The organism is uncultured Dialister sp., assembly GCF_900541605.1.
In the GTDB taxonomy this organism is placed as follows: Bacteria; Bacillota; Negativicutes; order Veillonellales; family Dialisteraceae; genus Dialister.
Genome location: NZ_UQKJ01000034.1, coordinates 1 through 16,737, shown reverse-complemented (window position 1 = coordinate 16,737; position 16,737 = coordinate 1). Strand labels below are relative to the sequence as shown.

At 52.1% G+C, this 16,737-nt stretch carries 16 protein-coding genes, 1 riboswitch and 1 other annotated feature; of the genes, 12 read left to right on the top strand and 4 right to left on the bottom strand.

Going from position 1 to position 16,737, the window contains the following annotated elements:
- Positions 1-231: 231 nt before the first annotated feature.
- The 3 genes from QZR21_RS03915 to QZR21_RS03905 all read left to right on the top strand — a co-directional run bounded on the left by QZR21_RS03915 (position 232) and on the right by QZR21_RS03905 (position 3,005).
- A complete protein-coding gene (locus QZR21_RS03915) occupies positions 232-1,626 on the top strand; it encodes an NCS2 family permease (protein WP_296096342.1) in 1,395 nt (464 codons plus the stop codon).
- Positions 1,627-1,732: 106 nt separating this feature from the next.
- Positions 1,733-2,059, top strand: a complete 327-nt coding sequence (locus QZR21_RS03910; protein WP_296096340.1) for a multidrug efflux SMR transporter — start codon at positions 1,733-1,735, stop codon at positions 2,057-2,059.
- Positions 2,060-2,105: 46 nt separating this feature from the next.
- Positions 2,106-3,005 (top strand): D-alanyl-D-alanine carboxypeptidase family protein, encoded by a 900-nt coding sequence (locus QZR21_RS03905; RefSeq protein ID WP_296096338.1) that lies wholly within the window; start codon positions 2,106-2,108, stop codon positions 3,003-3,005.
- A gap of 283 nt (positions 3,006-3,288) precedes the next feature.
- Here QZR21_RS03905 and QZR21_RS03900 read toward each other — a convergent pair whose 3' ends face one another.
- Positions 3,289-3,846: a DUF2284 domain-containing protein gene (locus QZR21_RS03900; protein WP_296096335.1), complete on the bottom strand. Its 558-nt coding sequence runs from the start codon at positions 3,844-3,846 to the stop codon at positions 3,289-3,291.
- A gap of 148 nt (positions 3,847-3,994) precedes the next feature.
- On the opposite strand from QZR21_RS03900, the gene QZR21_RS03895 reads away from it, so the two are divergent.
- Positions 3,995-4,699 (top strand): energy transducer TonB, encoded by a 705-nt coding sequence (locus tag QZR21_RS03895; protein WP_296096333.1) that lies wholly within the window; start codon positions 3,995-3,997, stop codon positions 4,697-4,699.
- A gap of 229 nt (positions 4,700-4,928) precedes the next feature.
- On the opposite strand, the gene QZR21_RS03890 is transcribed toward QZR21_RS03895, so the two are convergent.
- A complete protein-coding gene (locus QZR21_RS03890) occupies positions 4,929-6,077 on the bottom strand; it encodes an ABC transporter substrate-binding protein (protein WP_296096331.1) in 1,149 nt (382 codons plus the stop codon).
- 171 nt (positions 6,078-6,248) lie between these two features.
- Positions 6,249-6,447: a binding site (T-box leader), on the bottom strand.
- Between the two features lie 551 nt (positions 6,448-6,998).
- Between QZR21_RS03890 and QZR21_RS03885 the strand changes: the two genes are divergently transcribed.
- The 8 genes from QZR21_RS03885 to QZR21_RS03850 all read left to right on the top strand — a co-directional run bounded on the left by QZR21_RS03885 (position 6,999) and on the right by QZR21_RS03850 (position 12,345).
- Positions 6,999-7,325 carry a PadR family transcriptional regulator gene (locus QZR21_RS03885; protein ID WP_296096329.1) on the top strand — a complete coding sequence of 109 codons (327 nt, stop codon included), beginning with the start codon at positions 6,999-7,001 and terminating at the stop codon, positions 7,323-7,325.
- Positions 7,318-7,521, top strand: a complete 204-nt coding sequence (locus QZR21_RS03880) for a DUF1700 domain-containing protein (RefSeq protein ID WP_296973869.1) — start codon at positions 7,318-7,320, stop codon at positions 7,519-7,521. Before QZR21_RS03885 ends, QZR21_RS03880 begins: the two co-directional genes overlap by 8 nt.
- On the top strand, positions 7,514-7,921 hold the full coding sequence (locus QZR21_RS03875) for a hypothetical protein (RefSeq protein WP_296973867.1): 408 nt from the start codon (positions 7,514-7,516) through the stop codon (positions 7,919-7,921). Before QZR21_RS03880 ends, QZR21_RS03875 begins: the two co-directional genes overlap by 8 nt.
- On the top strand, positions 7,918-8,256 hold the full coding sequence (locus tag QZR21_RS03870) for a hypothetical protein (protein WP_296096325.1): 339 nt from the start codon (positions 7,918-7,920) through the stop codon (positions 8,254-8,256). The genes QZR21_RS03875 and QZR21_RS03870 overlap by 4 nt, the downstream gene beginning before the upstream one ends.
- A gap of 129 nt (positions 8,257-8,385) precedes the next feature.
- Positions 8,386-8,793, top strand: a complete 408-nt coding sequence (locus tag QZR21_RS03865; protein ID WP_296096323.1) for a hypothetical protein — start codon at positions 8,386-8,388, stop codon at positions 8,791-8,793.
- A 61-nt stretch (positions 8,794-8,854) separates the two neighbouring features.
- Complete coding sequence (locus QZR21_RS03860; RefSeq protein ID WP_296096321.1) at positions 8,855-9,535, top strand: hypothetical protein; 681 nt, start codon at positions 8,855-8,857, stop codon at positions 9,533-9,535.
- 567 nt (positions 9,536-10,102) lie between these two features.
- Positions 10,103-11,062: a glycosyltransferase family 2 protein gene (locus QZR21_RS03855; RefSeq protein ID WP_296096319.1), complete on the top strand. Its 960-nt coding sequence runs from the start codon at positions 10,103-10,105 to the stop codon at positions 11,060-11,062.
- Positions 11,063-11,160: 98 nt separating this feature from the next.
- On the top strand, positions 11,161-12,345 hold the full coding sequence (locus QZR21_RS03850; protein ID WP_296973863.1) for a RuBisCO large subunit C-terminal-like domain-containing protein: 1,185 nt from the start codon (positions 11,161-11,163) through the stop codon (positions 12,343-12,345).
- 318 nt (positions 12,346-12,663) lie between these two features.
- On the opposite strand, the gene QZR21_RS03845 is transcribed toward QZR21_RS03850, so the two are convergent.
- Positions 12,664-13,962, bottom strand: coding sequence for an OFA family MFS transporter (locus tag QZR21_RS03845; RefSeq protein WP_296096315.1), 1,299 nt, complete (start codon positions 13,960-13,962; stop codon positions 12,664-12,666).
- A 71-nt stretch (positions 13,963-14,033) separates the two neighbouring features.
- Positions 14,034-14,120: riboswitch (ZMP/ZTP riboswitch) on the bottom strand.
- Positions 14,121-14,479: 359 nt separating this feature from the next.
- On the bottom strand, positions 14,480-16,630 hold the full coding sequence (locus QZR21_RS03840) for an ATP-dependent helicase (protein WP_296096313.1): 2,151 nt from the start codon (positions 16,628-16,630) through the stop codon (positions 14,480-14,482).
- Positions 16,631-16,737: the final 107 nt, after the last annotated feature.

Below are 16,737 nucleotides of genomic sequence, written 5' to 3'. Positions count from 1 at the left end.
CGAATGACTCTATCCATCAGCGCCGCCCAACAGCTCGACAAACTGAAATATTCCATTTCATTGTACCACATCCGTCCCCTTCCATTTCCTCATGGAAGAATGTCATATTTTTATAGCCTTCATCGGTAAAATTCATTGATTCCCTATATTAAAAATCATATAATAATAGGGTAAATAACGAATCTTTGGGCTTTCCCAGAGATGCTTTTCCAATGTGAAAGGAGTTTATTCATGGAAAACAATGCAGGTCTTCTGGAAAGGATTTTCCACCTTTCCGAGAATAAGACCAACGTGAGGACCGAAATCATGGCCGGAATTACCACCTTCATGACCATGGCCTATATTCTCGCCGTGAACCCCACCATCATGAGCACCACCGGCATGGACAAGGGCGCCGTCCTCACCGCCACAGCCCTGGCCGGTTTCCTGGGGACCATGTTCATGGCCATTTTTGCCAACTACCCCTTTGCCCTGGCACCGGGAATGGGGCTTAACGCCTTCTTTGCTTTCACCGTAGTGAAACAGATGGGCTATTCCTGGGAAATGGCCCTGGCCGCCGTATTCGTAGAAGGGATTATTTTCATTATCCTCTCCCTCACCAATGTGCGAGAGGCCATATTCAATGCCATTCCTCTTAACCTGAAAAAGGCCGTATCCGCCGGCATCGGCCTCTTCATCGCCTTTATCGGCCTCGGCAGTGCCCAGATCATCGTTGCCAATCCGGCCACCAAAATTTCCCTGTTCTCCTTCAAGCAGGCCATGGCTGCCGGCACATTCCATACCACCGGCATCACCGTGGTGCTGGCCATCATCGGCGTCCTCTTCACCGCCATCCTTATGGTACGGAAAGTCCGGGGTAATATCCTCTGGGGCATCCTCTTCACCTGGATCCTTGGTGTTCTCTGCGAAGTGACCGGTCTCTATGTACCGGATCCTTCCGTAGGCGCTTTCAGCACGCTCCCCAACTTTTCCGGTGGCGCCGCTGCTTTCGAACCAAAGAGCATCGCTCCTATTTTCATGAAACTGGATTTCTCCCAGATTGGAACTTTCAACTTCGTAGTGGTTCTCCTGGCATTCCTGTTCGTCGATATTTTCGATACCATCGGCACCCTGATCGGCGTTTCCTCCAAAGCCAATATGCTGGATGAAAACAACAAACTGCCCCATATCAAGGGCGCTCTTATGGCGGATGCCGTAGCTACCTCCGTTGGCGCGGTGCTCGGCGTTTCCACCACCACCACCTACGTAGAAAGTGCATCCGGCGTTTCTGAAGGCGGCCGCACAGGGCTGACTGCCGTTACCGTGGCGGTGCTCTTCCTCCTGTCCATGTTCCTTTCCCCCATTTTCATGGCCATTCCTGCCTTTGCTACGGCACCGGCCCTCATTATCGTGGGATTCCTCATGTTCACCGCTGTCACGGGCATCGAATTCAATGATCCCCGGGAAGCCATTCCCTGCTATTTCACCATCATCGCCATGCCCTTTGCCTACAGCATTGCAGAAGGCATTTCCTTCGGCACCATCACCTATACCCTGATCAATATCCTCACCGGACGGAAGGATAAGGTCAGCATTCTCATGATGATCCTCACGGTGATCTTCATACTGAAGTACATATTCCTTTAATGGATGAACGAAAAAGGCTGTGACCCCGTTCACAGCCTTTTTTCATGGGTAAATCATTTCCACCGGCAGCCTTTTTTCGGTCCGCCATTTCATAAAGGAGCTCTGTATGCTTCCCTATCTTCTCATGTTCTTTGCCATCGGCATGGAACTCTCGGGCACCACATTTCTCAAAATGTCCCATGGCTTTACGGTCCTCATCCCCACGATTTTATGTCTTGGATCCTACGGTCTCAGTTTCTTTTCCTTCTCCCGGGCCCTGAATTCCCTGAACCTGGCCCTGGCCTATGCCACATGGAGCGCCGTGGGAATTCTCGCCACCACCTTCATTTCCTGGCATTTCTTCGGAGAAAAGCTGACCACCATCGGCATGATAGCCGTGTTCCTCATCATCGTGGGATGCGTCCTGCTGAATCTCTATGGCGTAGACAAATAAATGCAAATCCCGGCAAATGCCGGGATATTTTCCTTTGGAGGTCTCTATGAAACTGAAATTACTGCTCTGTACTTTGACAGCCGCCCTGTATGCGGCCTGTTCCGTTGAAGCGGCGCCGCCGGAAATCACGGCGGATGCGGCGGTGATTATGGATGAAAAAGACGGGACCATTCTCTATGAAAAGAATGGCACAAAAAAGGAATACCCCGCCAGTATGACAAAAATCATGACCTGCATCCTGTCCATCGAAAAGGGAAATCCCTATAAAACCATCAGCGTCAGCGCTAATGCAGCTGACGTGGAATCTACCGCCCTGAACGGCGGAGAGTGGATTACCCTGGACAACCTTCGGAACCAGATGATGATGATTTCCGATAACGGTGCCGCCACAGCCATCGCAGAAAACCTGGCCGGCAGCCTTCCGGCCTTTGCGGAGGACATGAACGCAAAGGCAAAGGAAATCGGCATGGACCATACCCATTTTGTCAATGCCAATGGCATGCCCGATGAAAATCATTATTCCACCGCCGAAGACATGGCCCGTCTCGCCCGGTATGCCATGGAAAACAGGACATTCCGCCGCATCGTTTCCACGAAATATAAGGAAATCCACTACGAAAGGCCCCTCTATAATTTCCATTGTGAAAATTCCAATGAACTGCTGTATTCCTATCCTGGTACCACGGGTATCAAGACCGGCTACACCCATGCCGCCGGAGGCTGCCTCGCCGCATCTGCCATTCGGGATAACCATGAACTCATCGTCATCGTCATGCATTCCAGGGATATGGATACCCGCTTTACAGAAGGCGCCGCCCTTTTGGACTACGGCTTCCGGATCCTGGAAGGAAAGGAAACAGCCCCGGAAACAAAGGCAGTGAAAGCACAGAAAGGAAAGAAAAAGATGAAAGCGTCAAAGATGCAAAGGATTCCGGAGAGTCTATAACGTTCACGGGGTTTATGGTTCCGCCAGCCCGGGAGCCCATCCGAGAGTTCCCTTCCCCATGCTCTCCCTAGGGAAGCACTGATTAATTCGCAGAGTCAGATTTCATAAGGATTTTTATGCACTGCTTCGTCATAATCCTCCTTAAATAGCTCGCTATTCGCGTCGGATTATTCCTCGCATTGTATAAAAATCCAAGGATGAAATCTGACAACGATTTAATCAGCGCTTCCCTGGAACCATTTGACCCGGTAAACCTTTTTTGAACCCCGCTCTCCCTGAAGATTCATTCCAGCAGCACCATGCCGTACACCGTCACTTCCTTCACCGGCCCCGTATACATGCGGGCAGAAAAACCGTTATCCTCAGCCAGGGCAAGCACATCGATGCCGCAGGCCTCCAGGGAGGGACGGGCTGACTCGGGATGGATACAGCGCTTCAGGTTACACACCGGGCACAGGCCGCAGCGTCCTGCCTTCAGAGCAAAGGCCTTATAATAATTTCTCATCATAGCCCCTTTTTCTATTTTTAAAAGCACCCTGAGCAGATCATTATTGAGTGCTCTGTCGAACTCCTGCCAGTCTTTCATCTTTTCCAATGCCATGGACCGCCGATACTGCACCAAAAGGCCCCACCGGTACTCCCTAAGGAACCGGTCCATAAAGGATATGTCCGGAGTATAGGGTGGACAGCAGAGGTTGCTGCCATACTGGGCGCAGCCATATTGACATTTCATCCGGGGCCAGACACCCCGTTTTACAGTGGCCACGTCCACCACCTTCACCGCTGAAGCCCCCGCTTTTTTCGCAATTTCTTCCAGAATAGCCATATCCTTATCGTCCATGGAAATCCCCCTTTTCTGTCCATTTTCTACCGGTATTGTACCACAGGAGACATATTCCTCCCCGTTGCACAGGTTAATCTATTCAGATACAATAAGGAAAGAATAATAAACATCAAATATATCTATCATTATTCCAGAAGGAGTTCCTATGAAAAAGATTATTTTATCCCTTTCCCTGCTGCTGGCCCTGGGAAGCCTGTCCATGGCTGCCGATCTCCCGGAAGACGGGGTTTACCTGAATAAGGATGGTACGCCGATCACCGCGGCAGAGGAAATCCCGCCGTCCCTTTCCTCCGCCAAAATGCTGCCCCAGACCGAGGCCGTCCATGAGGCACTGGCTTCTCTTTCCCACTCTTCCGCCACCGTTCTCCGCATCACCATCAATGAAGACGGCACCGTGACCCATGCGGAAGTGGAGCAGAGCTCGTCCTCCCTGATTCTGGACCAGTATGCTGCATCCTCTGTGGAGTCCTGGCATTTCAAACCGGCCCGGCGGGGAGACCGGACAGTTACTTCTGCTGCCTCCGTACCGGTCCGCTTTATTTCAGCCATGGTTTCCACACCGGCAGCACCAAAAGAAACCTTCCTGAAGGACATGGATGAATCTGTCCGCCAGGCGGCGGAACGAAACGGGCATCCCCTGATATCCGTCAAAGCGTTCATTACATCCGGCGGGAAATTAGACGGAAAGCCGGTGGCCCTGAAAGGAGAGAATACGTCCATGTCCAGCGGAGACTTCAAGATTCTTTCCGCCTATGCGGAAGACTGTGTCCGCCACTGGACCTTCACCCCGGCCCTGAACCCTGACGGAGAGGCCATTTCTTCAACAGCCCTATTCCCGGTGCAGCTGTAACTGGCAATGAAAAACGCCGACTCTGAAAAGGGTTCGGCGTTTTTCATTGCCAGAAAGGGAGCCTGCCAAGGGCTGCAGGGTTACGGGTAGTGGAAGCTTCAGACATCAGCCGGTCAGACTTCAGACAAGCTCAGGAAGCGCTAATTATTTCGCAAAGTCCGATTTCATAAGGCCCTGCTTTAGTATTTGGGCGCTGCCGCCTCCCCCTCCGCCACTTGGCCGTCAGACGTTATCCTTTCACCGCCTTGTACTGCCCGTTCTCGATTTTGAGAAGTACCAGGTCCACTTCCGGATCCCCGGAGTTATTGAAGGTCATGGGACCTACGGCGCTTTCGAAGTTTTTGATATTGGCCAGAGCATCCCGTACCTTCCTGGAATCGGTGGTGGTCCCTGCATTTTCCATGGCCCTGGCTGCCAGCTTTCCGGACACATAGGCACAGGCTGCAAAGTTATCCGGTTCGTGTCCATACTTTGCCCTGAAATTTTTCACGAATTCCCGGGTTGCTTCTGAATTTCTGTCTGGGGACCACATGGAGGATACGTACACATTATCCGCAGCCGGTCCCGCAATTTTGACGAGTTCCGGCGATACGAAGCCATTATCTCCCAGCACCGGCTGGTTCATACCCATGTCCCTCATTTTCTTAAGGATGAGACCCCCTTCCTGGTAGTATCCTGCCACCACCACGGCATCCGGATTGGTATGCTGGATTCTGGTAAGCTGGGCGGAAAAATCGGTATCCTTGTCCGCAAAAGTTTCGGTATCTACGATGTCTACCCCTGCCTCTTCCAGTGACTTTTTAAAGATTTTATAGGCCGACACCTGATGTTCATTATTGTGGGAATACAGGATTGCCACCTTTTTATATCCCAGGAGGGCCTGGGTCTTCTTTACGGTCTGCGGGATATTTTTAGACTCCGGCACACAGTTCCGAAACATGTAGTCTCCCATGTCCATGAGCCCCTCCGCCGTGGTCGCTGCGCCGAGGAGAGGAATCTTCGCCTTCTGGAACAGGGGCCCCACTGCTTTGTATTCTCCGGAAATCAGGGGACCGATGACGATAACCTTCTTGGCGGAAATCATTTTCTGTGCTGCCGACACCGCCTGCTGCACGTTGCCCTTCGTATCCACCATTTCTACTTCCATGTGAACTTTGCCTTCCCGGTTCACTTCTTCCACCGCCAGGTCGAGCCCCTCTTTTTCCGCCAGCCCATAGGAAGCCACCCCGCCGGATACGCCATTGATAAATCCCACTTTCGCCGTTTTGCCTGAAGTTTCTCCCTGCAATTTTCCACCGCATCCAGCAAGTCCTGCACAGGCCGCTGTCATCATGAGGCCAAAGGCCGCCGCTTTCAGCACGTTTTTCCAGTTTTTCATAGTCATTTCTCCTTTGATGAATAGCACATGTGCAATCCTCACTCTCCGGAAACCATAAAGCGCCTCTGCCTGAAAAGTTCAGACAGAGGCGCTTGACGCGGTACCACTCTGGTTTATCACTCAGCCGCCAAAGCATAAGGATAGGAACAGAAAAGCCCCTGTCCACCATGGGACAGGGGCGAATTCGCGGTACCACCCTGCATTATACTCTGAAGGCCTGCCCTGTAACGGGGGCGCCCGTCCTGATTTACTGAATTCCTTCAATCAGGAAGCTCACGAGTGATAGTCCACAGGTTTTCTACACCGGCTTTCACCATACGCCGGCTCTCTGCAGCTTCCTGCCTGTTTCCTTCTCGTTCACAGCATGTACTGGTTTGAATGTGATTTTGATATTACACAATATCCGCCTTTCCGTCAACAGGAAATATCCGCAATTGCAGAATTCGCATATGAATGCCCAATGATAAGGGCAAGTCATACATCCTTCGGGCCGTTTCTGTCTGACAAACTGTTGCGCTGGTAACTGGCGGGCGGCTGAACGTATGGATGGGGCTAAAGGTGATGGGTGAACATCGCTGCGCTCGTTCTCCGGGTTGCAGGTGCTTCGCACCGGGGGGCATAATGTTGTTCAGCCTGCGGCGCTTCCAACAGCCAACCTCCGTCGCCTGACAGCGCCACCTCGCCATCAGGCGTTACCATTCAGCCCCTTGACAAAGACCGTACTCATGGGAGTGAAAATCCAAGCATCAAACTCCCCTGCAAACTGAAATTGACAAAATCCCCAAAAGTTCATCAAAACTTTAAATAGTACCTTGCATTGCAAAGTACTTTGTGATATATTGTTAGCAACAACAAATTGACCGCAAGTTCAATTCCATTTCGAGGAAAAAGACCTGTCATCCTTGTAAGAAAGGACATGCCATGAATATCCAGCTGAAGAAAGGGGTTATGGAGATTGTGGTACTATCCATGCTGAGAAGGAAAGACTACTATGGCTATGAACTGGTCACGGACATTTCAAAATACATTGAAATGTCGGAGGGTACCATTTATCCCCTGCTGAACCGATTCAAGAAAGATGGCCTGGTAGATACCTATCTGGCAGAATCCCACAACGGGCCACCCCGAAAATATTACCGGATTACCGACGCCGGATGGGAGGAATTTAAAGAATCCCTGAAGGAGTGGACGGAATTTACAAAAGCCGTCAAAAAGATACTGGCCGAAGGAGGCGATATCCATGAATGAAACAGAATTTTTAGATCTTCTCCGTTACTATTTCCGCAACGCGAAGACGGAGGAAGTGAATGAAATCCTTTCCGATTATGAATCCCACTTTGAAGAAGGAAAGAAAGGGGGCCTTTCGGAGGAAGAAATCGCAAAAGAATTGGGCAGTCCAAAGGATATTTACGACTCCTACCAGTCCGAAGGGGGTGGTGGATGAAAAGACAAAGGGCGCCCAGGTGAAAGAAACCGCCCGGATGCTGGCCAAAGATACCGCCATGGAAGCAGGAAAGGCCTGGTCCCAGGTAAGTCCCAAGCTTCCGGAGGCCGCAGAAACGACAGTCCGGATTTCCGCCCGCCTCCTCACTGCTGCAGGCATCATCATCAGCGTAGTTATCCTGGCAGCCACAGCCCTCGTCATCGCCCTTCTTACCATGAACTTTGCTCCCTTCCACGGCGTCCCGCCGCTTCCAAGATTCAGTCCCCTCACCGTGGCCTCTATTACGGGATTTGGTATATTTACAGCCCTCTCCGTTTACTTCATTACGGAAGAAGGCAGCCGTGCCATTCGCGGCGCCCTGGATAAATCCCCCAATACGAAGGGTGGTGCGGATTCATGAAGCGGATCATCCTCTGTGTGGTTCTCGCCATTATCTGCCTCGTTGTGGGCGCTTTCTCTTTCCTGATAAACGACCTTCCCTCCTATCACCGATGGATGAGTGACAATGGTCCCCGGATCATGGAAAACTTCAATGCCCGGAGTAAGGACAAGGGAAAGGAAGAATTCCGGAGCAGTCCTTCGGAAGACGACCGTATGCCCCACCGGGATAACCGGCAGGATACCATGAGAAACGGCGGTCCCATGGATGGAAGCCACCGGGGTCCCATGATGGGCTCTCCCAATAATTCCCGGGATACCGACCAGCAGGCCTCTCCTGTTCCTTCGGATAAATAAAACAGGAAATTCCATTTCCGGTCTATCCGCCGGAGAAAATATCTATTTCCCTCGGCTGATTTTATATAGATTCATACTATCAGAATGAAACAAAGTGCAGGGAGATTCCCCTGCAGAATCGAGGTTATCATGAAAAAAATGAACATCCTTCTCACCGCATCCCTGGCAGCCCTCACCCTCATGGGAGGCGCCCTTGTTTCTTCTTCCGTTTCTGCCGCTGACTATGGCCAGCCGCCAAAAATGGAAGCACAGCAGGGCCAGCCGCCACAGTTTGAAAATGACAATGGACAGCGTCCCCAGTATAAAAAGGATCACAAGAAGGCTCCCAAAGTAAAGAAAGACAAGTCCCACAAGGACAAAAACAAGTGGGAAGAGCCAAAACAGGAAAAGCAGGCCAAGAGCCAGAAGAAGCTGAAACCCTGGGAAGAAAAATACTATGAACAGCATCCGGAAGCCCGGGAACAGGATGAGCACAAAGGAAATCCGGAAAAGAAAAACTTCCAGGACGATGACGGAAACAACTGGCATCGCCTGTAAGAGGTAAGGGACCCCGGACCACTCCGGATGTCCCGGATTGCTGCAAAAGAGGTAATAATACATGAGAAACCTGAAGAAAAAAATACTGATGGCGGCGGTCCTGCTGGCTTTCACAGCCGGTGCCTCAGCCCTGGGAAACGCCGCTGATGCAGCCTCCCTTTCCGCCAAAGATCCTTCCGGTCCTATCTCCAATGTGGGCCGTGATTACCGCATCTCCCTCATCGAGGCAGACCGGGCCGGCGGCCATGTTATCCACAGAGCCGTAAATCCGGAAAGCCAGGCTGCCAACGACGATGCCACTCCGGAAGCAGCTCCTGATGATGAAGCCATTCCTCCGGATGGTCCGAATGGCCAGAATCCCCGGATGGAGAGAAAGGCCCCACCGGACAGGCAGTACCGGCAGGAGGGCAGAGACGGCCGCCCGTCCTATGGTCCCAGCGAACATCATAGATATCACGGAGAAAGCGAAAACAGAGACCGTCATTTCCGTCACGAACGGGAAGAGCATCGCTTCGAACGGGATGGTGACCATGGAGATTCCTCTTCCTGCCCTCGGTTGGAAGAAGCTGAAAGGCACCATCACCACAGGGACTATCGTTTTGGTCCCAATGGGGAACGGCGCCACCATGGCGAATGGAAAGGTGGTGATAACAGCAAATTCCACGACAGGAACGGCAATACCCGTCACGACGATGGAGAAGAAACCCCACCTCCGCCGCCACCGCAGGATGCACAGTTCTGAAGAAGTATCCAATTTTGTAAACCTTATAAATCATATCCAATCTCCCTACAAATAAAGAGGAGAGGAGGACCCCTGAACCCTCCTCTCTTTTTATTTGTCATGAATAGGCAAAACTGTCGATGTCCCCGCCGTAATATTTCGGTTTATCGAGCTGACGGTTTTTGATGCTAACGGTTGGAGTCACCAGCATGGGGCTGCCAGCTGTTAACTCTTAGGAATGCTGGTCCGCCTGCGGCGCTTCCCAATCGATATTTCTGTCAGTCATTCGTGCCGCAGGCTGTGGAGCTTCCCTGAAAGCCAGCGGCCAGTAGCCCCCGCCCGAATGACTCTATCCATCAGCATCGTCCCAGCTGCCCACCGCAATGATCTCTTGCGTTCCCTTTTATCACCGTAGTTTATAAAAATTTAATCTGATATTGAAAAAACCATGGAATGCTTTTCATACAATAAGATATCATAAAGCACACAGGAGCACTTCCCGAAATGGACCCGTCCCATTTCCCGCCGCCCCTGTTCCCGGTATGTTATAATATACAGTGGTTTAAAACCATTCAGTGGAGGATACATATGATATCGATTGTGACACCCGTATATAATGAAGAAGGAAACGTGGTTTTCTTTCACGATGAAGTGACAAAGGTCATGGACACTCTTGGCATGGACTATGAAATCATCTATGTCAATGATGGTTCCAGGGACAGGACCGATGAACTCATCCACCAGTTGGCGGACCGCGATCCCCACGTACGGGCTCTCACATTCGCCCGGAACTTCGGCCACCAGATTGCTATTACCTGCGGCATGGACTTTGCCAGAGGCGATGCCGTCATCACCATGGATGGGGACATGCAGCACCCACCGGCCCTGATTCCAAAACTCATCGAAAAGTGGCAGGAAGGCTACGATATTGTCCAGACCATCCGCACCGCCACGGAAGATGCGGGATTTGTCAAAAAGCTCACATCCTCCGGCTATTATGCCGTTATCAATTCCATATCCACCACAAAAGTGGTTCCAGGAGGGTCCGATTTCCGCCTCATGGACAGAAAAGCGCTGGATACATTCCTGAAATTCCGGGAACACAGCCGGTTTATCCGGGGCATCGTAGGAGGCCTCGGCTTCAAACAGACCACCATCGAGTTTGAAGCCCCCGCCCGTCATGCCGGAGTGTCCAAATTTTCCATGAAGAAAATGCTCCACTTTGCCATGGACGGTATTATTACCAATTCCACGGTTCCCCTGCGCATGTCATTTTATATCGGACTTCTTGCCGCTTTTGCCGGATTCCTCCTCATTCTCCATGTGCTGTACTGTGTCATCACAGGGCAGGCGGTCCCCGGCTGGGCAACCATGACCATCCTGATTTCCATCTTTGGAAGTCTGAATCTCATGGGTCTCGGCATCCTCGGGGAATACATCGGCCATATTTTTGAGGAAACAAGAAATCGTCCTCTCTACTGGCTGTCCGATGATACCGCTGCCCATCGGGATAACCCCTATCGGGAAACCCATGGAAGCGAAAAATAATACCATACAACTGTCTGCAAAGCCAGCCTCCTTTCGAAGAGGCCGGTTTCATGTGCTTATCTTACTTTTAATGTTGTGACCGGAAAGGAGTCATCCCCTTGTCAGATATTCCATTTTTCCAAAGTGAACTTTTTGCCGAGCTCAGTGAAGACCTGAAGCAGTCTTCCCGTTTTACCGCCACCTACCGCATCGCCGCTCCGGATTACGAAGAAGCGAAGAAACTGGCCTTCGGCATCTGCGTAGAACAGACCGTGGAATGTCCCTACGAACTGGTAGAGGGCACTCCCATCGGCGATTCCATTGTTGGACAGATTGAAGACCTGAAGAAAGCAGAGCCCGGTGCCTACTACGCCACCATTTCCTATGATCCCGATGCTGTGGGCAGTGAAATGGCGGAACTCCTGAATATGCTTTTCGGAAATACCAGCCTCCAGCCTGGCATCAAGCTCATGTCCTTCGACCTGCCGGAATCCATGTACGACAGCTATCCCGGTCCCCGTTTCGGCCGCACCGGTATCCGTGATCTCTGCGGCGTTCCCCGGGGACCTATTCTCATGTCCGCCATCAAACCCCTGGGCCGTTCCCCGAAGGAACTGGGAAAAATGGTGTACGACCTGGCCCTGGGTGGCTGCCCCATCATCAAAGATGATCACAGCCTCATGAACCAGGCCTATGCTCCCTTTGAAGAGAGAGTACTGCAATGCGTCATGGCCCTGGCCGATGCCAAAGAGAAGACCGGAAAGAAGAGCATGTACATTGCCAACTGCACCGCCGACGGCCTCCAGTTCCTGGACCGGGCCTACAAGGCCAAAGAAATCGGCGCTGACGGCATTATGGCGGCTCCTGCCATTACGGGCTTCACCCTCATCCGGGACCTGGCCAGGGATCCGGAATTCGGGCTGCCCATTTTCCTCCACACCTGCTTCTCGGGTCCCCAGGTACTGTCCCAGGAATCCGGCATTTCCCCCTTCTGCTATTATGGCCAGCTTTCCCGCCTGGCCGGTGCGGATGCGGTCATTTTCACCAGTTTCGGCGGCCGGTTCTCCTTCTCCCAGGACACCTGCCAGAAAATCTGCGAAGGAACCAATGAAAAAATGGCGTATCTCCGCCCCATATTCCCCATTCCCTCAGGCGGCATGAAATGGCAGCTGTTCAAGGAAATGTACCGGGTCTACGGCCCCGATTCCATTTTCCTCGTAGGCGGCGCCCTGCAGACCCAGGGGCCAAACCTGACGGACAATGTAAAGTTCTTCCTGGAAAAACTGGAAGAAGCACAGCAGTAATGGACCAATCAAAAAAGAGCAGTGAATACGATTTCACTGCTCTTTTTATTTGGCATAAATTGGAATATTTCAGTTTGACGAGCTGTTAGGGCGATGCTTACGGATAAAGTCATTCGTGCGGAGGCTTCTAGCTGCTAGCTCCTGGCTTCCAGGAAAGCTGGCCAGCCTACGGCACGAATGACTGGCGGAAACAACAGATGGGAAGCGCCGCAGGCAAATCAGTTTTCCTAGAAGCTAGCAGCCAAGAGCTAGAAGCTCCATGCGAATGACTCTACCCATAAGCGCCGAACACAGTAGCTCGTCAAACCGCAATGGTCTTTAAGCCTTTGCTTCTGCCGGCTTCATGACAGCCGTTTTCTTTTCATCTTCCATGGCCCATTTCTTCTTGTCCACTTCATTTCTCCAGCGGAGCACAGCGGCAATGAGGAATGCCAGGGCCAGCAGGGCAGCGAAAAGGTGCAGCGTTGCTGTATAGCCGCCGGTATGTTCCTTCATGAATGCCAGAATAGCCGGACCCGCTACGCCAGCCATACCCCAGGCGGTGAGGATGGAGCCGTGGATAGAAGACAGCTGCTTCACGCCGAAAATATCGGAAAGGTAAGCCGGCATGCAGGAGAATCCGCCGCCGTAGCAGCTGATGATGAGAAGCACAAGAGCCTGGAAAATGAGTCCCTCCGTGGTAATGGAAAGATGGTAGAATGCCCACACTTCCAGGGCAAAGAAGACCATGTACACCACGCCCCGGCCGATCCAGTCAGAAATGGTGGACCAGAGGATCCGTCCGCCCCCATTAACGATACCGATGATCCCTACCAGGGAAGCTGCCTGCACCGGCGTCATACCGATAACTTCCTGGGCCATAGGGGATGCCACCGCCAGAAGCCCGATGCCGCAAGTGATATTGGTGAAGAAAATCCACCAGAGAGCGTACCATTTCCAGGTATGCATGGCTTCTTTCCTTGTCATCTGGGGTCCCAGGACCGTACGCTTATTGCCCTTCTCCGCTTCTCTCTTCAGTACATCGTCCAGCATCACCGGGATTTCTCCCTTCTTCGGCGGACGGAGATAGGAAGCGGAGAGCGAAATAATGACGGCATAAGCGATGCCAAGGATGAGGAAATTGGGAACCAGTCCGTAATTGTCGGTAAGAAACCGCATGAGCGGTCCTGCCACAAGGGCCGCAAAGCCAAATCCCATGATAGCGAGGCCCGTCGCAAAACCCCGGTGTTCCGGGAACCATTTCACCAGGGTAGATACCGGCGTGATATACCCGGTGCCAAGGCCGATACCTCCGATCATTCCATAAAAAATATAGAGGAGAAGGGCCGAATGGACATGGATGGCCAGGGCCGTTCCCAAAAGGCCGGTACCGAAGAAAGCCGCCGATAAAAGGCCGGATTTTGACGGTCCCATCCGTTCCACCACGCCGCCCAGAAGGCCGGCGGACATCCCCAGGAACAGGATGGCAATGGAAAAGGCCCAAGTGGTCTCCGAAAGGGTCATCCCCATGGCTGCCATGACCGGCTTTGTCAGCACACTCCATGCATACACGCTGCCGATGCAGATGTGGATTCCCACAGCTGCCAGGGCAATAAACCAGCGATTTTTCTTTTTCATAAAAAATCCCTCCATCAAGCAATACGCTTACCATGAAGGGAAACCACAGACGCAAAGACCGCCTGGTCAGGTTTCCCTGCCCAGACGGTCGGCCGAATCAGAAATCACCGGTTCACGTGGTCCATTCCACATCATATCCGTCAGTTCCGGTGTTTCTCTTAATTGTGCATTCAGAATACCATGGAATGATTTCCTTGTCAAGGAGGACAATCTGCCAAGTATGATTTCGGACAATTGCGGTTTGTAGAGCTGCTGTGTTCGACGCTGATGGATAGAGTCATTCATGCGGGGGCTTCTAGCTCCTAGCTTCTAGCAATTAGGAAAGCTCTACAGCCTACGGCACGAATGACTGGCGGAAACGTCGGGGCGGGGAAAAAAGCGCCGCAGGCGAATCAGCTTTCCTGGCAGCTAACAGCTAGAAGCTAGCAGCCCCGTGCGAGTGACTCTGCACACAAACATGCTAACCGCCAATCCCCACCAGCTCGTCAAACTGAAATTAGCACGGTTCACCCACTCCCTATACTTTCGTCAGCCGGGCGCGGAAGGCGATTTCCCTTGGCGTATCCATGGAATCGAACCGAATCCGGTAAGAATTGGCCTTCTCATCCACCGACTCAATGGTACCGGGTCCAAAGACCGTGTGCCGTACCCGGTCCCCCTTTTGAAAATGGGACATGCCGCTGTCCTCTTTCAGGTAGGCACTGGTCCGTTCTACGTAAGCCTTTCCCGCTTCGAAAAGGGATTCGTTCACCGGCGGGTCAAAACGCAGGTATTCCCTGTCGATATCCAGGATAAACCGGGACGGGAAACGGGGTGTACCATCCAGGTTTGTCCCTTCCGCTTCCGTCAGGTACAGTGCCTCCTTTGCCCGGGTCAGGGCTACAAAGGCAAGCCGCCGCTCCTCTTCCATCCCGTTCTTCGTCCGGGTACGGCGGGACGGGAAGATTCCTTCATTCATGCCGCAGAGGAAAACCACCGGGAATTCCAGTCCCTTGGCGGTGTGAATGGTCATGAGCAGCACCCGGTCCTCTCCCGGCTCCCTGTCGGCATTGGAGAAAAGGGCCGCATGTTCCAGATAATCAGAAATACTCGTTTCCTCCCCCGCCGACGCTTCATATTCAAAGATGGACTGCTTCAGTTCCGCCAGGTTATCCAGCCGCTCCTGGCTGCCCTCGGTTCTCAGCATCCGCTCGTAGCCACTCTCGTCCAGCATGTAAGAGAGAATCTCAGACACCGGCTTTCCCTCGCTGTTTTTGGCGTAATATTCAATGAGCTCTATGAAATCGGAAGCCTTTGTCCGCTTGAACAGGGGATCCTCCACATTTCGTTTCAGCGCCTCATAGAGGGTAATGCCATCCTCCTCCGCCTTTTTCTGCAGGAATTCCATACGCCGCTCACCGATATTCCGCTTCGGCCGGTTCACGATGCGGCGGAAGGCCATGTCATCCTTGTAGACAATCATCCGGAGGTAAGACAGGGCATCTTTGATTTCCATACGGTCAAAGAACTGGGTGCCGCTGTAAATGGTATAGGGGATCTCCGATTTCAGCAGGGCCTCTTCCAGATTCCTCGTCACGAAATGGGCCCGGTACAGAAGGGCGATATCCCCATATTTCCGTCCCCCTTCATGGAGTTTCCGGATTTCCTTCACCACCGCCTTTGCCTCTTCTTCCCCGTTGGCGGAAGGAATGCAGGTCACCTTCGGCCCGTGATCTTTGTGGGAAACCAGGTTCTTCCGGATGCGGTTCTCATTTTTGTCGATCAGGGAATTGGCGGCGTCCAGAATTTCCGGGGTGGACCGATAGTTATCGTCCATGACGATGGTCTTCACATCCGGAAATTCCCTGTCGAAATGTAAAAGATACCGAATATCGGCGCCCCGCCATGTATAAATGGTCTGGTCCGGGTCCCCCACGACGAACAGGTTTTTATGATAGCCGCAGAGTACCTTCATGAGGCTGTACTGGAGAGGATCGATATCCTGAAATTCATCAATCATAATATACTCCAGCCGTTTCTGCCACTTCAGGCGGATGTCTTCGTTGTTTTCAAAGATATAGAGTGTAAATTTGATGAGGTCATTATAATCCAGGGCAAAGCATTTTTTCTCCTGATACAGGTAGCCGTAGAAAATAATATCCTCCACCGTAAGGGCCTTATGGTATTTTTCATAAAGCAGGGACAGGGGCATGGCAATCATATCTTTGTAGTATTCCGGCTGCCAGACGCACTTTTTCATTTCAATCATGTCCCGGGCCTTGTTGAAGGGCATATCCCGAAGGGTGAGACCCATTTCCTCATAAATCATCTGCAGCATATCATCGATATCCGCATTGTCGATGACGAGAAAATTTTTCGGATAAGAAACGGCATGGCTGTCTTCCTGGAGCACGGACACACAGAATCCATGGAACGTATTGATATAGCCCGTATCATTGTCCCCCGTGAGGCGGTGGATACGCCGCGCCATTTCCCGGGCGGACTTATTGGTGAAGGTGACACAGAGAATATGGCCAGGCAGGATACCCAGTTCATTCACCAGGTACGCAAACCGGTAAGCCAGGGCCCTAGTCTTCCCGGACCCGGCCCCTGCGATGACCCGCACGAATCCCTCGGTACTGGCGACCGCTTCTTTCTGCTTCTCATTCAACTGTTCCCACCCGTCCATGGTGCACCTCCGAACTGATATTCTTGTTTCATTATACAACAGGGACAAGTCTTTGTCATGGACAAGCCAATTGCGGTTTGTCGAGCTGCTGTGTTCGGCGCGGATGG